The organism is Rheinheimera sp. ATLC3 (assembly GCF_059429535.1).
Genome location: NZ_CM182103.1, coordinates 3130935 through 3147403, shown reverse-complemented (window position 1 = coordinate 3147403; position 16469 = coordinate 3130935). Strand labels below are relative to the sequence as shown.

The window sequence follows — 16469 nt, the reverse complement described above, 5'->3', positions numbered from 1 at the left end:
AAAAGCCCGCTTAGCGGGCTTTTTTGTTTAAGCATACTCATTGTTTAAACAGATTCGAACCACTGTTTAGCCTGCTGCAACGCAGACAGAACCTGTTGTGGTGCGGTACCACCAAGTGCGGCACGCTTCAGTAAACCCGCATCAAGTTGTAACGCCGGGTAAACATCTTCGCTGATTAGCGAGCTAAACTGTGTAAACTCATCAAGCGTTAAGGCTTCGAGTGCCTGCTGTTGTTTTGCCGCATACACCACCAACTCACCTACCACTTCATGCGCATCACGAAATGGCATGCCCTTGCTCACCAGATAGTCTGCCAGATCGGTTGCATTGCTGTAGCCCAGTTCGGCGGCCTGACGGCACTGCTGAGCATTAATACTCAAATGCGGCAGTACAGTCGCAAGCACCAATAATGATTTCTGCCAGGTTAGCATCAGGTCGAAAAAGCCTTGCTTATCTTCCTGCATGTCCTTGTTGTAAGCTAAGGGTAAGCCTTTCAGTACATGTAAAATAGCAACCAGATGGCCCAGTACACGACCGGTTTTACCGCGCAGCAGTTCGAACACATCCGGGTTCTTCTTCTGCGGCATCAGCGACGAGCCGGAGCTTATTGCATCGCCGAGTTTAAAAAAGCCCGCCTCGCCTGAGCAGAAAAAAATCACATCTTCAGATAAGCGTGATAAATGCGTCATGCAGATACTGGCCGCAGCCGATAACTCTACTACATAGTCGCGGTCAGACACCGCATCCAGGCTGTTTAATGCCGCGCTGGCAAACCCCAAACTCTGCGCTAACGCCACACGGTCAACCGCAACACCTGTACCGGCTAAAGCACCACACCCCAATGGACAAACATCCATACGTGCTAGCGCGTCGTCCAGCCGGCTCACATCGCGCTTGAACATTTCGACATACGCCAATGCCCAGTGCGCAACCAGCACTGGCTGCGCCCGCTGCAGGTGGGTATAACCCGGCATGACATCAGTGCCGGCACGTTCGGCAAAACTCAGTAACGCAGCAATAGCGCCAAGCAATGACTGACGCACGGTTTGTGCATTCAGCTTGCTCCATAAGCGTAAATCTGTTGCAACCAGGTCATTACGGCTACGCCCGGTATGCAATTTCTTGGCAACCGCCCCGAGCTTGGCTGTCAGCTGAGCCTCAACCCAGCTGTGAATGTCTTCTTCGCTGGTTTGCAGCGGTAGTTTAGGATCAGCATCTATTGCAACCGCTAAATCAGCCAGCGCCGAATCCAGCTGGTCAGCTTCACTCTGAGAGATGATGCCGGCCTGTGCCAGTTGCTGCGCCCAGGCACGCGATGCCTGAATATCCTGCTGCGCCAACAGATAGTCAAAGCTAAGTGAGTCGTTAAAATCACGAAACTCAGCCAGTGTTGCTTCCTGAAAACGTCCGCCCCACATCGCCATAACATTAATCCTTTTGTTGCTGGTGTAGCGCGCGGATCCGGCTGGCCAGACTGTACAACCGGATAAAGCCTGCTGCATCTTTCTGGTTATACACCTCATCACCTTCAAAAGTCGCAAAGGCCTCTGAGTACAGTGAGTTAGGAGAGCGGCGTTTAGCTACAGCCACATTGCCTTTATACAGCTTGATCACTACATCACCGGTCAGCTGTTCTGCTAACGAGGTGGCGGCTGCCAGTAACGCGTCTTTCAGCGGTGTGAACCAGCGGCCGTCATAGACCAGCTGGGCAAACTCCAGACCAACTTCTTCACGGTATTTCAAAGAAGTGCGGTCATATACCAACGCTTCCAGCCCTTTTAATGCTGCCATCAGGATAGTGCCACCGGGTGTTTCATAACAACCGCGTGATTTCATGCCAACCAGACGGTTTTCGACGATATCAATACGGCCGACGCCATGCTCCGAGCCAATCTCATTCAGCAGCTCAATAGCAGCGACAGGCGCAATGGCATTGCCATTGATTTGAGTCAGTTCACCTTTAACAAAACTCAGTTCAACATAGGCCGCGTGATCCGGTGCCTGCTCTGGTGATTTAGTCCACATCCAAACCTGTTCAGATGGCTCGCACCATGGGTTTTCCAACTCGCCACCTTCGTGCGAAATATGCCACAGGTTCGCATCTCGGCTGTAGATCTTGGTAGCAGATGCTGTAGTGGGCACGTTCTTTTCTGCCAGATAGTTAAGCAGTGACTGACGGGAGTTAAATTGCCACTCACGCCAAGGTGCAATCACTTTCAGCTGCGGAGCCAAAGCAGCAAAAGCCCCTTCGAACCGTACCTGATCATTACCCTTACCAGTACAGCCATGACACAGCGCATCAGCACCTAATTCCAGCGCCAGCTTTACCTGAGCACGAGCTATAACAGGACGCGCCATTGAGGTACCCAGTAAATACTGGCCTTCATACACAGCACCGGTTTTTAATGTCGGGTAAATAACCTCTTTGACAAACTCTTCGCGTAAATCGACGATATGACAGCTGCTGGCGCCAGACTTGATGGCCTTCTCTTCTACACCTGCCAGCTCTTCATCTCCCTGGCCAACGTTGGCAACAAAGGCGATAACTTCACAGTTATAGTTATCTTTTAACCAAGGCACGATAGCCGAAGTATCCAGACCGCCGGAATAGGCTAAAACAACTTTTTTAATACTCATGATATCCTCACGCAAATAAACTGATTAATACGGCATTCTGGGCATGCATGCGGTTTTCCGCCTGCAGTAAAACAAGAGACGCGTCACTGTCGAGCACTTCACTGGTCACTTCATGCTCACGATGCGCGGGTAAACAATGCATAAAATACCTCACTGCTAGGCGCTGCATAACGGCAGTGTTAATTTGGTATGGTTTGAATATACGTTCTATTTCGGCAGGATCAGCCTTATCGCCCATTGATAGCCAAGTATCGGTATAAATTGCATCTGCACCGGCTGCGGCAGATAAGTGCGGGCTAAGTTCCAGCACAGCACCGGTAGTTGCCGCTATTTTCTGTACCTGCAGCAATACTTGTGCGTCCGGTGAGAACCCCTGCGGTGTCACCACTGTCATGCGCATACCGCTAAGCGCAGCACCAATCATTAACGAGTGGCATACATTATTGCCATCACCGACATAGGCCAGATGCACCTGATTTAACTCACCAAAGCGCTCTTTTAATGCCAGCAGGTCGGCCAGCGCCTGACACGGATGATATAAATCGCTTAACGCGTTAATCACCGGCTTATGGCTGGCTTGCGCAAGTTGTTCCAGTGTTTGCTGAGAAAACACCCGCGCGACGATAGCGTCAGTCCAACAGGCCAGATTACGGCCAAAATCAGCAACCGTTTCGCGTTTTCCCATGGCGCCATTTTGTTGGTCCAGATAAACACTGTGCCCACCCAGTTTATAAATACCAACATCGAAACTGACACGGGTACGAAGTGATGGCTTCTCAAAAATCAGCGCAATACTTTTACCCGCTAGGGCCTGAGTGTATTTTTCCGGGTGTTGTTTTACATCCAGCGCTAAATTCAGTAAATCATTTAACGCTGCCGGGCTTAATTCAGCCAGACTCAATAGTTGTTTCAGTTTACTCATTTTTTCGATCGACCTGCCGCCAGTGCGGCATCCTTGTTTAAGGGACTAACAGACGATGCGCGTGCCTACTGCTTGCTGTCGCATCAGATTTAACAAATCCTGCGGGTGTTGCCAGCCCGCTACGGTAATACTTCGTCGCAGCGCCTGCGCGGTGTCCAAAGCGGCATCAAGCTTTACCTTCATACCGCCTTTTATCACGCCTTGCCGCACTAATTCAGCAGCCTGGGCGCTATTTAGTTCATTAATCAGCTTACCTGAACCATCGAGAATGCCAGGAACATCTGTTAACAACACCAGCTGACCTTGCACCAACTGGCAAATCGCAGCGGCGGCTAAATCAGCGTTAACGTTAAGTAACTGCGCTTCTTCACCATGACCAATAGAGCAAAATACCGGGGTAAACCCTTCCTGCAACAGGCTTTGTAGTAAAGTGCCATCCTGTGGTTTTGCTACGCCAACGGCACCTAACTTCGTATTAAGTTCAAAACGACAACTGTTACCCGCCGACAAAGTCAGGCCAACAGGGTTCAACGCCTGTAATGAAGCTCTTGCCACCATATGTGCATTCACTGCGCCGGCCAGTGCCCCGGCAATAACCGGCATTTGTTCAGACGGAGACACGCGCTGGCCGTCGAGCTTCTCGGTATGAAACCCAAATTTTGCCAACCACTGATCAACCTGATCACCACCGCCATGCACCAGCACCAACGGATACTGCTGTTTAAGTTCAGCGCAGACTGCCAATAATGCATCCAGTGCTGTGTCATCCTGCAACAGGCGACCACCCATTTTTAACACCAGTGGCGTCTTATTCATGTGCCACCCCGCTGAATAAACCTGCTGTTTCAGGCTTACCAAATCGCACGTTGGCGGCCTGCATCGCCTGGGCGGCGGCACCTTTAAGTAAGTTATCAATTGCGGATACAACAACTAATTGCTCACCGTCCTGCTGCCAGTAAATATCACAATATGGCGTACCGGCAACGTCTGCGACATTCGGGGAGTGCGACACCAGCCTGACCAGAGGTTTACCGGTATAAGCATCGTTAAAGGCCGCATTCACCTGAGCGGCGTCAACGCCCGCTTTTAGCGTCACCACGCTGGTGGCCAGAATGCCACGTTTAAAATTACCCAGATGTGGCGTAAATACAACTTTGCGTCCAAGGTTCTGTTCAATCTCCGGACGGTGACGGTGCTTAAAAAAACCATAGGCATTTAAGCCAACTTCGCAAAATGAGGTGTTAAGTGCGGCTTTACGGCCTGCGCCTGATACACCGCTGGTAGCATTAATTACCGGAACACAGCCGTCTGCAATTAAGCCTGCTTTAATCAACGGCAGCAATGCCAGTGAACATGCTGTAGGGTAACAACCTGGTACTGAAATCAACCGCGGCAATGGCGTGTGTTGCCACTCCATCAATGAATAAACGGCTTCTTCCAGCAATTCTGGGTGCTGATGTTCATAACCATAATATTTAGGGTACAGCTGCGGTTGCTTCAGGCGAAAGGCACCGGATAAATCGACAACATCGATATTCTGCGCCAACAATAATGGCGTCACCGCCTCACTGGCCTCATGTGGTAACGCCAGAAATGCAACATCTACTTTATCTTTTAACCCTGGTGCGAGTTCATCAGTCCAGGGCTGCACCAACATATCGAGCTGCTGCTTATAACGTGGATATAACGCGGAAAACGGCTCAGCGGTGCGGCCTGCAGATGCATAAGCCCCGACCAGCTGAAAATAAGGGTTACGTGCCAATATCACAGCCAGCTCAGCCCCGCTGTAGCCTGCTGCGCCCAATACGATACTACGAACTAAAGAAACAGATTTATCAGTTGATAACATTGAATACGACTCTCAGGAACTAAATAACCTATAGGTATAGCACGAAACAGCCGCTAGTGTAGAACGGCCCTCATGCAGTTTCAAGAATTATTATTCTGTTTTTGTGAATTTTTATACAGAAATTTATTGCTGTGTGATATTTATCCTGTTTCGGCCTTCTTGCTTCGCACAGTACAAAGCCGCATCGGAACGCGACAATAATTTATCGTGATGAACCTCACCGGCGTAGCAAGCAATGCCCATGCTGGCGGTAATATGTAAATCGGCGGAAAACTCAGAGCAATCTATTTGCATGACTGCCAGCCTTATCCGTTCACAAATCTCTGCCGCTGCTTTTAGGTCGGTGTCTGGCAACAAAATAGCAAACTCTTCCCCTCCCCACCGGGCAACAGTATCATTTGCCCGGCAAAGCCCGCATATTACCCGGGCGACCATTTTTAGTATTTCATCACCAATGCTATGGCTAAAAGTATCATTTACCAACTTGAAGTGATCGATGTCCAGCAGCACCAGACACAAAGGCTGGGCGCTTCTGCGTGAGCGGGCACATTCTCTTGTCAGCGCTTCATCAAAAGCCCTGCGGTTTGCTAACCCCGTTAACGCATCCAATCGTGCCTGCTGTTCAAACTCCTCGGCCTGCTGCTTAATTTGCAGCATTAGTTCAGAACGTTGTTTGTCCACAGCGCGCAGATGATCAGTTTGCTGCTGCAACTCTACAGTTTTTTCTGCCACTTGCCACAGCAACCTTTGTTCACGCCTGCGCAGAGCCTGCAAGCGCCAGCGCACTAAAAGCCCGGTCAGTAATATGACGGCCAGAATAGCAACAGTCCAAAAATCTGCCCGTTGCCAGAAGTGTGGCAGGATCACAAAGCTAAACCTGGCGTCATGTTCGCTCCAGCTGCCTTGTGGATATGCAGCCCTTACGGAAAACCGGTAGTGCCCGGGAGGCAAATTGGTATACTCAGCTGTATTGTTACTGCCCCGTTCGACCCAGTTGTCATCAAAGCCATTTAGCTTAGTGCTGTATTGTATACGTTGCGGCATGATAAATCCGAGGCCGGCAAACTGCAGCTCCAGCCTGTGGGTACCCGCAGGCAGTTGTATTTCCTGCTGCAGTGGTACCGGACTGCCATCGACTTTTAATCCTTCAACGACAACAGGAGGAACATTGACAGCAAAACGCTTTAAATCATCTGGTTTTATAACGCTGACACCTTTTGATGTCGCGAACACAATGCTGCCATCGGCTGACAACGTAGCAGCCTGCATCGAACCACCATTTGTTTGGGCACTTTGCATACCATCACTTTCGCCAAACAACTCGTAATCCACCGTCGGTCGCTCACCGGCAAGAAATTGGTCCACTTTCGCCCTTAACAGCCGTATCACGCCCCTATTGCTGCTAAGCCAGATGTTATTATCGCGGTCTACCACAGCCTGAAACACCTTATCAAAGGGTAGGCCTGCTTCGCGTCCGATGATTTGCAGCCGTCCTGAGTTAAGATGATAAGCCACCAACCCTCTATCTGTTGTCATCCACAAAATATCGCTTAGCGGATCAGAGGCGAAGCCAAAAGCATACTCAGCACCGTCCAGTCCGCTAAAATCCAGCGCGCTGATCGTGCCAGAAGGCTGCATTATTGCGACACCGCCGCCGGTACCGATAAACAGTCTGCCATCACTGTGTTTATACAGCGCCATAACAAAAGGGGTGGGTAAGCCATCTTCTTTTGCGAAACTACGCACTCCACTGGCACTGATGAAGTTTAGGCCCTGCCCGGTTCCTACCCAGAGACTGCCATCTGTCTCAGGTAAAACTGCCCGCACCTCGTTCGCCAGCAAGCCCGTGTTACGGTCATACTTGTGCGTTACAACACCGTTCTGGTAGCGCAGCACACCATCCGTATAAGTCCCAATCCAGACCGCCCCATCCTGAGCCTCTGTCAGACTCAGCACAGACTGTCCTTTGCTTGATCCGGTCAAGTCCAGAGTGGTAAAACCCGTTTCATCACGTACCGTGAGTCCTTGACTAGTGCCAACCCATAAGGTGTTATCAGAGTGCGCCAGCACGGCCCTGACATAATCCCCTGCCAGGCCATTTTCGGCGGTGTAGGTAACAAAAGGGGCGTCTCTGAGACGAAACAGACCACCATTGGTGCCAACCCAAATGCTTTTTTCACGATCGAGGAACAACGACAAAATACGGTTATTGGGTAAACCACCCGCCATGCTCAGTGTTTCAAGCCCCTGTTCACCAAAGCGCAGCAACCCGCGATCGGTGGTACCTATCCAGACGTATTTATTTTGTACCAGTAGCGCCGATACCGGCATATTTGCCAAAGCCGCAGAGAAAAGGCGGGTCGCGCCCTGATTCAGAGTAAACAATCCGCGCTCTGTGCCGATCAACATGCTGTCGTCATACTGGCGCAATACGAATACCGGTACAGCAGGCAAATCTGCAACTTTATGTATTTGAGGCTCTGCCAAATTTGTATCCAGCCAAAATAACCCGCGGCCGGTTCCTACCCACAGCAGGCCTTGCTCATCAAGCAGAAGGCTATGTACGACATCACTGCCCAAACCTTGCACTTGAGTATATTGCTGGCGACTGCCATCCACCTGTTGCCGGAACAAGCCCTGACCTTCACTGGCCAGCCATAAAGCGCCGTGCTGATCTTCCGTTATCGCATTTAACAGCACGTTGTAGGGCGGCCAGCTAAGCCAACCGGTTTCAGTGCGTTTACTTACGCCACCTCTTGCACCGGCAAGCAACACGTTGCCTGCATTGTCGGTATCAAGATACCGGATACCAGAGTCAGGCAGCCCCGTAAGGGGGCCGCGGCCAAACACATCAAACTTGCGTCCATTAAAACGGACTGCCCCCTCCCAGGTTCCGAGCCACAAGTAGCCATCTTTACTTTGGGTAATGCTATTGATGGTGTTGTGAGGCAAGCCGTCGCGGGTTGTCCAGCTTTCCTGGAAATAATGGCTGAGTTTGGCTTGACCGGCGCTGCTGCTAAACGCGATCAGTAACAGAAATGTATTAAGAACTGCCATGAGTTGCCTGCGCTTTAGCGCAAGGCTCGAGTAATTCTGCAGATAAAAGCCGCGTCCCGGTACTTCAAACATTGCAACGCATCCCTGTTGATTAAGCAATTGCTAAAGCAATATCATTGCCCAGATTACCCGAAATATGTTTAAGCGCCAAGTCGACGAAAGTCGCCTTGCTAACAAAAAAGCCCGCAATAAAGCGGGCATTTACTGTTCTGATAAACCTTAAACGGCGATTTGTGGCCTGACACCAAGCAAATGACAGATAGCGTAGCTTAACTCACTGCGGTTTAACGTATAAAAATGAAAGTGACTTATTCCTTCCCGGCTCAACACTTTCACCATTTCCATCGCAATATTAGCCCCCACCAGGTTTCGGGTAGCCGCATCGTTCTCTAACCCTTCATAGGCTTTGTGCATCCATTGCGGCACCGCCACATTGGTCAATGCGGCAAACTTCTGCAGCTGCTGAAAATTGGTCACGGGTAAAATGCCCGGAATAATGTCGACATCAATGCCAATTGCCGCACAGCGATCGCGATAACGTAAAAACTTTTCTGTATCGAAGAAAAATTGCGTAATGGCACGCGACGCGCCGGCATCCACCTTGCGCTTTAAGTTAAGCAAATCGAACTGGGCATTCGGCGCTTCCGGATGTATTTCAGGGTAAGCTGCCACCGAGATATCAAAATCAGCGACAGAGCGCAGTATTTCTACCAGATCCGCGGCATATAGCGCCGGCTTTTCGGTATTGCCCGGTGGCAAGTCGCCACGTAGCGCTACGATATGCCGGATACCGTTCTGCCAGTAATCTTTGGCTATGTCGGTAAGAGCCTCTTTCGTTGCATCGACGCATGTCAAATGCGGCGCGGCAATTAAGCCGGTACGCTGCTTTATTGATTTGATAATGTCATGGGTTCTATCCCGCTCACCGGAGTTTGCACCATAGGTTACCGATACAAAAGACGGCGCTAACGGTGCTAAGCGCTCAATAGACTGCCACAATGTTTGTTCCATCTGTGCGGTCTTAGGCGGAAAAAACTCGAAACTGACGTTAACCTTGCCATCGATATCTTGCAGGTTGCGGTTAATTGCTTCTAAATATTGTGCATTTGCAAATGCCATAGTCATTCTCTTTTTACGTCAGTACAGCTGGCAGCTTAGTTTTGCCAGTAAGTTGATTAACCAGCACAGCAAGATCGGTGTGCAAACCGCCGGCTGTCACGACTTTGCCTGCTCCAGGTCCTTTTAGCACCAACGGATTGTCGTTATACCAGTCAGAGCGGATAACAAAAACGTTGTCACAAGGCGCGATAGCGGCCAGTGCATGCCCGGCTGATACCTGCTGTAACGAAACATCCGCCCGGACACTGCCGTTGCGGATCGATAAACAAGCTACATAGCGCAGCACTTTGCCGCCTGCCTTAGCCTGGGTTAGCAACTGTGCCAGCTCAGCATCGAGTAAGCTGCGCCGGGCCCAAAAGTCCTGCCAGCTGCCATTTTCAAGCCCTACCGGCAGTAAAGGTTGCAGCCGGATATCATCCAGCTCCAGCGAAATACCAAGCTCGCGGGCCAACACCAGCAATTTACGCTGCACATCTTTTCCGGATAAATCATCGCGCGGATCGGGTTCTGTCAGGCCAGCCTGACGGGCATCCAGCACGAAATCAGAAAATGGCTTGCTACCATCAAACTGACACAGTAACCAGGACAGCGTACCGGAGAAAATACCGCTGATTTCAGTAATGTTATCACCGGCACTAATCAGTTCCTGTAAAGTACGTTGCACCGGAATACCGGCACCACAGGTAGTATTGGTTAGCCATTGCTTGTTGTGTAACTGCCCGGCTTGTCTGATTTGCTGGTATTCTGCTTCAGGCAAAGTAACGCCCTGTTTGTTAGCACTGATAATGTCGCAGCCGGCAGCAATAAAAGCAGGATACAACCTGGCGAAGTCCTGACTCGGAGTAATATCTATCAACACTTTTGGCTCTGATAAAGCAGCCAGATAGGCGGACAAGTGCTCCGGGCTCCAACTGTCACTTTGCGCCAACTGCGTTTGCCACTGACTGACGTCCAGATTACTTGCCAACAACGCCTGATTTGAATTTAGTACACCAGCCAGTTGCAATGTTACCTTGTTGCTGAGGCGACTTTTCTGCCCGGCCAGCATTGAGAGAAACTCTGCGCCCACATTGCCGGTACCGGCTACCACAATCTGCAATGCCGGGATATGGCTGCTCAGCTGCTGATGTACGTTTTGCAATACATCACTGCTTAGCGGTTGTGCCAGTAACCAAATCACTTGCTGGTCATTTTCATAACGATGCAGCACGCCATGCGGCTGCAAGATGCTATCTGTCTGGGCAGACGCGAATGATTCTGAACCCTTTAACCATGCCAAAGCATAGTAGCGCTGCGTATCCCACACAGCATGAACATCCGCTTCGGATAAACAGCTAAGTGCTTGTTCAGCATATGCAGCAGGCAGCAGCCAACAGACATTATCTCCCTGCTGCGGCAATGCGATTACCGGCTGTTGCAGTTCAAGTGCCAGTTGTTCGGCAGTGAATGCTACATCGGAATGCAATGTCAGCAAGGTGACATTACTAAGTTCAGTGATAAAGCTCTGCTTAACATCATGTTGTTGCACTACCCGACAACCTGATAGCTGTGGCTCATAGCTACTGCGAACCCTTAACGCTGTTTGCGTGCCGCTAAGGGGAGATAACGTTCGCGCATGTAAAACCGGATTGCCCAGCCGGGCTAACTGACACGCCTGATGCCAACTCACCTGTTGGTAAGGTATGGCTGAAGCCACTTTACGAGGATCGGCACTGTAAATAGCCTTCACATCTGTCCAGATAGTCACTTCAGCAGCGTTAACCAAAGCACCAACGAGGGTCGCGGAATAATCGCTGCCATTGCGGCCGAGGGTAATGCTGCGGCCTTTGTCATCCCGGGCGATATAACCGGTCACAACATGTATACGCCCAGGCAAAGTTAATGTACTCAGCAAAGCTGTTGATTGTGTTAAGTCTGGCTGATGTTGCTTTAAACGCAAAAAATCACGAGCATCCAGTGCAGTAGCACTAAGCTGCCGTTGCTGTAAAACAGCACTTAATAACGTGGCAGATACCAGCTCGCCGATCGCCAGTACATCGTTAAAGCGTTTCTGTGTCAGCGCATCAGGTATCTCGGCTAACCAATGGTTCAGCTTAAGGCTTACCGCTGCGCCATCAGCAGCAGGTAAGGCATCTGTAATGAGTTGCCGCAACTGTTTTTGTAATGCAGTAAGTGCCTGATCACGTGAGACAGTATCATCCGCACAGGCAATAATATGCAGTAAAGCGTCTGTTGTATCACCAGGGGCAGAAACAACAACCCACAACGGCTGCGCGGTTCCCTGTTGCTGAATAATATCAGCCACCGCACTAAACCGGGCTGCACTGGCCAAACTGCTGCCGCCGAATTTATGAACCTGCGTAGTATTTAGCTGCGTTTGCGTTGCATTTTTAAGCATCGTTTTTTACCAGAAAGCACTGAGTGCCGGATTAAGCCGGAACTGCTGTTGTTCATTAGATGAGTTTGCTGCGACAGGCGCTGCCTGGTTAGCTGTGTTCGCGACAGCGCTGGCCACCGCATTAAATGCCTGCTGTAAATCAGCCAGCAAATCATCGATATTTTCAATCCCGACAGAAAGCCGGATTAATGTCGGGCCAATACCCGCTGTCTGCTGAGCTTCAGCGTCCATAGATGCATGTGTCATAGTACCAGGATGACATATCAGGCTTTCAATGCCGCCCAATGACTGCGCCAGCGTAAACAGCCGCAACGCAGAAAAGAATACCGGTAACACACTGGCATCTGCAGCCAGGTCGAAACTGCACATAGCACCAAAACCGCTTTGCTGAGACTTAGCAATAGCATGACCGGGATGATCTTGCAGCCCAGGATAATACACTCTGGCAACCAGCGGCTGCTCGCGCAGAAACGCCACAATTTTGGCAGTATTATCTTGCTGCAAACGCAAACGCGGCTCCAACGTTCGTAAACCGCGCAATGTCATATAGCAGTCAAAAGGTGCACCTGTGATCCCCAGGCAATTTGCCCACCACTTAAATTCATCCGCCAGTTTCAGCTCTTTGCATACCAGCACACCACCAACAATGTCACTATGGCCGTTGATATACTTGGTAGTTGAATGCACAACAATATCAGCCCCTAACGCCAGCGGTTGCTGCAACAGCGGCGATAAAAACGTGTTATCGACCACCACCAGCGCCGCTAAACTTCTTGCCAGTTCACAGACAGCTTTAATATCGGTAATTTGCAACAGAGGGTTTGATGGCGTTTCCAGCCAAATCATCTTTGCCCCTGTCGCCCGGATTTGCTCTGCCCAGCCAGGCTGCTGAAAGTTAACAATAACCAATTTGAAGGCGTGTTTGCGCTGCGCCAGATTAGTAAATAGCCGGTAACTGCCGCCGTAGCAATCATGCGGGATAACCAAAGTATCCTCCGGGGTCAGCAACTGCAGCGCCAGTAAACAGGCTGACATGCCGGTGCTGGTGACGATAGCCTTAGCCCCACCTTCCAGTTCAGCTATAGTCTCGGCCAGTAAATCCCTTGTTGGGTTATTTGAGCGCGAGTAATCATATTGACCCGGCTGTTTAAAGGCTTTTAATTCATAAGTTGAGGTTAAATACAGTGGCGGCGTCACTGCGCTAAAAGCAGTGTCCTGGGCTATGCCGGCACGGGCAGCAATGGTCGCGGCTTGACGCTTTGACATGGGAAACCTCATTTAGATGTTTAGACGTCTAAAAGTATAATGATAGAAATAAAGATGTCAAACCATTTAGCCGTCTATAATGATTATTTACTGCACACTATTTGACTGAGCGGCATAACAAGATAGAATTTCGGCACTTGCGCAAGCAATACAACATAATGACTAAATACAAGGTAACCATATGGCTAAGTGGAATGGGGAATATATTCACCCGTACGCGGAACACGGTAAAAAATCAGAGCTGGTAAAAAAAATCACCGTATCTATTCCGCTGAACGTATTAAAGGTACTGACCGATGAACGTACACGCCGCCAGGTAAATAACCTGCGACACGCGACTAACAGCGAATTGCTGTGCGAAGCGTTTTTACACGCCTTTACCGGCCAGCCACTGCCCGCCGATGAAGATTTACGCAAAGACAATCCACATCAAATTCCGACAGAAGTGCGGCAGATCCTGACCAGTATGGGGAAACCTATCCCGGTTATTATCGAAGCTGACAGCGATGAAGAATAAGCTGATAACCGAGCATAAAAAAACCGCCTGAAGGCGGTTTTTTTATTTTATAAATTAATGTTAGCTCATCGCCGCTTGTAACTTCTTCATGGCGTTTTTCTCAAGCTGACGCACACGTTCTGCAGACACATTGTAACGATCTGCCAGCTCCTGCAGGGTCAACTTGTTATGATCTAACCAGCGGGCGCGGATAATATCCTGACTACGGTCATCCAACGTACGCATAGCCGCCTGCAGCCTGTCTGTTGCAGCATTGTCCCACTGATCTTCCTCTACCCGGTGCGCCAGGTCTGAGGCTTTATCTTCCAGATAATATACCGGTGCAGTGTAGGCTGCTTCGTCATCTTCGTCCGGCGCATCAAACGGCATATCATAGTTGCTCATACGTGCTTCCATCTCACGTACTTCATGCTCTGCCACACCCAGTGATTCAGCTACGTTTTTCACTTCTTCCTGATTAAACCAGCCTAAGTGCTTTTTCGCTTTACGCAGGTTAAAGAACAGTTTGCGCTGAGCTTTGGTCGTGGCAATTTTAACAATGCGCCAGTTCTTCAACACATATTCATGAATTTCAGCTTTGATCCAGTGCACAGCAAACGATACCAGGCGCACTCCCACGCTGGGGTCGAAGCGTTTAACCGCTTTCATCAGACCGATGTTACCTTCCTGAATCAAATCACTCACCGGCAAACCATAACCAGAATAACTGCGGGCAATATGTACGACAAAACGCAGGTGCGACATAATCAACTGACGGGCGGCCTCTAAATCACCATTCTGATGCAGGCGCTCGGCCAGGCTACGCTCTTCTTCTGCGCTGAGCATAGCAATGGAACTGACAGCATGAGTGTAAGCTTCCAGACTGCTGCTGGCGGCTACCGGTAACGACATCATTTCTGCTGAATCGCTCATTTTTGTGTCCTGTCCTAAACTAAGTGAAACGATATTAGCACTCTTTGACAGAGAGTGCTAATTTTAGTTGCGGCAGTTTTTAGATCTGCTTATTCTAAAAATTCAGATGTAATAATTAAATGCTATTAAGGGCCGGTAGGTTCAATGGCACTGATATGGCGCCGCACTGACAGGTATGAACCGCAAAGGCCAAGCAGCACCGCCAGTAGCATCAGGCTAAAAAACTCGCTCATGCTCAGCGACATCAGATTAAACTCACTGTCATACAGCGATGTAACACTGGCAATAGCGCCCTGCAGCCACCACAGCATGGCTTCAACAATCAGGAAAGCCAGTAAACCGCCAAACACGCCATACCAGATGCCACTGTACAAAAAGGGCCGCTGAATAAAAGCATCGGTTGCGCCTACCAGCTTCATCACCTCTATCTCGTCTTTCTTATTCATGATAGATAAGCGAATGGTGTTGCCGATGATTAACAGCACTGCTCCTAACAGCAACACTGCTATGACTAAGACAGCCTGCCGTAACAGGCTGACAATCGCATCAAGCCTCGTCAGCCAGTCAATATCAAGTTTGCCAAATTCTACAATACGCTCTTTTGATAACCGCTCCAGCAACTGACGTGCGCTGTCTGCACTGGTATTTTTTGGCAGTACCAATAGCACATCAGGTAAAGGGTTGTCAGTCAGGTAATTAAGTGCCGCGCCAAAACCACTTACAGCACCAAATTCCGCCAGTGCTTGCTGCTTACTGACATGAGTTACGCGGGCAATATCACTGTCAGCCTGCAGAATTTTTTGCAGGCTGCTGATTTGAGTAGCATTGGTACCCTCGCGTATAAACAGGCTGATTTCAGCTGCCTGCGTAAAACTGTCGCTGACCTGCTGCACATTCTTTACCAGCAAATGCAACGTAGCCGGCAAGGTCAGGCTCACCCCCAGTACGCCTATGGTCAGTATTGAAGCCGAAGGTGTACGCCATAGCTCGCCTAAACTGAAGAGTGCCTGGCGCACATGGTTAACCCAAAACATAATAAAGCGCCGGCCAAGCCCTACTTTATGCTCTGACGCGCCACTACTAACACGGCCAGAAAACAAAATACTCATAATGGGGCTTCCTCGTACTGCAGTAAGCCATCATTAATCATTTTTCCCTGCCGCAGTGTCAGCGTACGGTACTTCATGCGGGCGACCAGTCCTAAATCGTGCGTCGCTACCAATACCGACACCCCAACCTGATTAAAAGCTTCAAATACCTGCATAATGTCTTTGGATAAATCCGGGTCCAGGTTACCGGTGGGCTCATCGGCCAGTAATAAAGGCGGCTTATTTACCACCGCGCGGGCAATACCAACACGCTGTTGTTCACCGCCCGATAAAGTATGAGGCAGGCAGCGCACCTTATCCAGCAGCCCCACTTTATCCAGCGCCGCATGTACCCTTTTAACCATATCCTTACCGCTGAAGCCTTCAATCACCAACGGTAGAGCAACATTATCAAATACGGTGTGGTTCATTAATAAGCGGTGATTCTGGAAAATAATGCCAATATCCCGACGCACATAAGGGATATGCGCGCGACGGATACGGCTAAGGTCCACATCATTGATTAACACTTTACCGACACTGGGCCGTTCAATCAGGCTAATCAGTTTAAGTAAGGTACTTTTACCGGCGCCAGAGTGCCCGGTCAGAAAAGCCATTTCGCCTTTCTCCAGCTTGAAACTCACTCTGTCCAGCGCAACAAAGCCACCCGGATAACTTTTACTGACCTGATCGAACTCCAGCAT

Annotated in this window: 13 protein-coding genes; 1 reads left to right on the top strand and 12 read right to left on the bottom strand. The window is 49.9% G+C overall.

The genetic code is table 11. The annotated features are described in order from the left end of the window. Window positions 1–44: 44 nt before the first annotated feature. The 9 genes from argH to metB all read right to left on the bottom strand — a co-directional run bounded on the left by argH (window position 45) and on the right by metB (window position 13248). Window positions 45–1424 (bottom strand): argininosuccinate lyase, encoded by a 1380-nt coding sequence (gene argH / locus AC5SV9_RS14525; protein ID WP_475151149.1) that lies wholly within the window; start codon window positions 1422–1424, stop codon window positions 45–47. Window positions 1425–1428: 4 nt separating this feature from the next. Continuing rightward, window positions 1429–2637 carry an argininosuccinate synthase gene (locus AC5SV9_RS14520; RefSeq protein ID WP_475151152.1) on the bottom strand — a complete coding sequence of 403 codons (1209 nt, stop codon included), beginning with the start codon at window positions 2635–2637 and terminating at the stop codon, window positions 1429–1431. Window positions 2638–2644: 7 nt separating this feature from the next. Further along, a complete protein-coding gene (locus AC5SV9_RS14515) occupies window positions 2645–3559 on the bottom strand; it encodes an ornithine carbamoyltransferase (RefSeq protein ID WP_475151154.1) in 915 nt (304 codons plus the stop codon). 45 nt (window positions 3560–3604) lie between these two features. Then, window positions 3605–4375, bottom strand: a complete 771-nt coding sequence (gene argB, locus AC5SV9_RS14510; protein ID WP_475151156.1) for an acetylglutamate kinase — start codon at window positions 4373–4375, stop codon at window positions 3605–3607. Next, on the bottom strand, window positions 4368–5408 hold the full coding sequence (gene argC, locus AC5SV9_RS14505) for an N-acetyl-gamma-glutamyl-phosphate reductase (protein WP_475151159.1): 1041 nt from the start codon (window positions 5406–5408) through the stop codon (window positions 4368–4370). The genes argB and argC overlap by 8 nt, the downstream gene beginning before the upstream one ends. A 123-nt stretch (window positions 5409–5531) precedes the next feature. Then, window positions 5532–8465, bottom strand: a complete 2934-nt coding sequence (locus tag AC5SV9_RS14500; protein WP_475151162.1) for a diguanylate cyclase — start codon at window positions 8463–8465, stop codon at window positions 5532–5534. Window positions 8466–8684: 219 nt separating this feature from the next. Further along, window positions 8685–9584, bottom strand: a complete 900-nt coding sequence (gene metF / locus AC5SV9_RS14495) for a methylenetetrahydrofolate reductase (protein ID WP_475151164.1) — start codon at window positions 9582–9584, stop codon at window positions 8685–8687. A gap of 13 nt (window positions 9585–9597) precedes the next feature. Then, the gene (gene metL / locus AC5SV9_RS14490; RefSeq protein WP_475151167.1) at window positions 9598–11982 is read right to left on the bottom strand and encodes a bifunctional aspartate kinase/homoserine dehydrogenase II; all 2385 of its coding nucleotides are present in this window, start codon (window positions 11980–11982) and stop codon (window positions 9598–9600) included. A 6-nt stretch (window positions 11983–11988) separates the two neighbouring features. Continuing rightward, the gene (gene metB, locus AC5SV9_RS14485) at window positions 11989–13248 is read right to left on the bottom strand and encodes a cystathionine gamma-synthase (RefSeq protein ID WP_475151168.1); all 1260 of its coding nucleotides are present in this window, start codon (window positions 13246–13248) and stop codon (window positions 11989–11991) included. A 181-nt stretch (window positions 13249–13429) separates the two neighbouring features. Between metB and metJ the strand changes: the two genes are divergently transcribed. Next, a complete protein-coding gene (gene metJ / locus AC5SV9_RS14480) occupies window positions 13430–13765 on the top strand; it encodes a met regulon transcriptional regulator MetJ (RefSeq protein ID WP_027670223.1) in 336 nt (111 codons plus the stop codon). A 60-nt stretch (window positions 13766–13825) separates the two neighbouring features. Here the strand turns inward: metJ and rpoH are convergent, their stop codons facing one another. From rpoH to ftsE, 3 genes are all read right to left on the bottom strand, one after another. Beyond that, entirely contained in the window at window positions 13826–14677 is an 852-nt protein-coding gene (gene rpoH / locus AC5SV9_RS14475) for an RNA polymerase sigma factor RpoH (protein WP_134052044.1), read from the bottom strand. Window positions 14678–14802: 125 nt separating this feature from the next. After that, complete coding sequence (ftsX, locus tag AC5SV9_RS14470; protein ID WP_475151171.1) at window positions 14803–15786, bottom strand: permease-like cell division protein FtsX; 984 nt, start codon at window positions 15784–15786, stop codon at window positions 14803–14805. Then, window positions 15783–16469, bottom strand: coding sequence for a cell division ATP-binding protein FtsE (ftsE, locus tag AC5SV9_RS14465; RefSeq protein WP_134052048.1), 687 nt, complete (start codon window positions 16467–16469; stop codon window positions 15783–15785). Before ftsE ends, ftsX begins: the two co-directional genes overlap by 4 nt.

Coding starts and splice junctions, on each gene's coding strand:
- AC5SV9_RS14515 (WP_475151154.1), bottom strand. CDS start 3,559: ATGAGTAAACTGAAACAACTATTGAGTCTGGCTGAATTAAGCCCGGCA.
- rpoH (WP_134052044.1), bottom strand. CDS start 14,677: ATGAGCGATTCAGCAGAAATGATGTCGTTACCGGTAGCCGCCAGCAGC.
- argH (WP_475151149.1), bottom strand. CDS start 1,424: ATGGCGATGTGGGGCGGACGTTTTCAGGAAGCAACACTGGCTGAGTTT.
- metL (WP_475151167.1), bottom strand. CDS start 11,982: ATGCTTAAAAATGCAACGCAAACGCAGCTAAATACTACGCAGGTTCAT.
- metB (WP_475151168.1), bottom strand. CDS start 13,248: ATGTCAAAGCGTCAAGCCGCGACCATTGCTGCCCGTGCCGGCATAGCC.
- argB (WP_475151156.1), bottom strand. CDS start 4,375: ATGAATAAGACGCCACTGGTGTTAAAAATGGGTGGTCGCCTGTTGCAG.
- AC5SV9_RS14500 (WP_475151162.1), bottom strand. CDS start 8,465: ATGGCAGTTCTTAATACATTTCTGTTACTGATCGCGTTTAGCAGCAGC.
- ftsX (WP_475151171.1), bottom strand. CDS start 15,786: ATGAGTATTTTGTTTTCTGGCCGTGTTAGTAGTGGCGCGTCAGAGCAT.
- ftsE (WP_134052048.1), bottom strand. CDS start 16,469: ATGCTGGAGTTCGATCAGGTCAGTAAAAGTTATCCGGGTGGCTTTGTT.
- argC (WP_475151159.1), bottom strand. CDS start 5,408: ATGTTATCAACTGATAAATCTGTTTCTTTAGTTCGTAGTATCGTATTG.
- metF (WP_475151164.1), bottom strand. CDS start 9,584: ATGGCATTTGCAAATGCACAATATTTAGAAGCAATTAACCGCAACCTG.
- metJ (WP_027670223.1), top strand. CDS start 13,430: ATGGCTAAGTGGAATGGGGAATATATTCACCCGTACGCGGAACACGGT.
- AC5SV9_RS14520 (WP_475151152.1), bottom strand. CDS start 2,637: ATGAGTATTAAAAAAGTTGTTTTAGCCTATTCCGGCGGTCTGGATACT.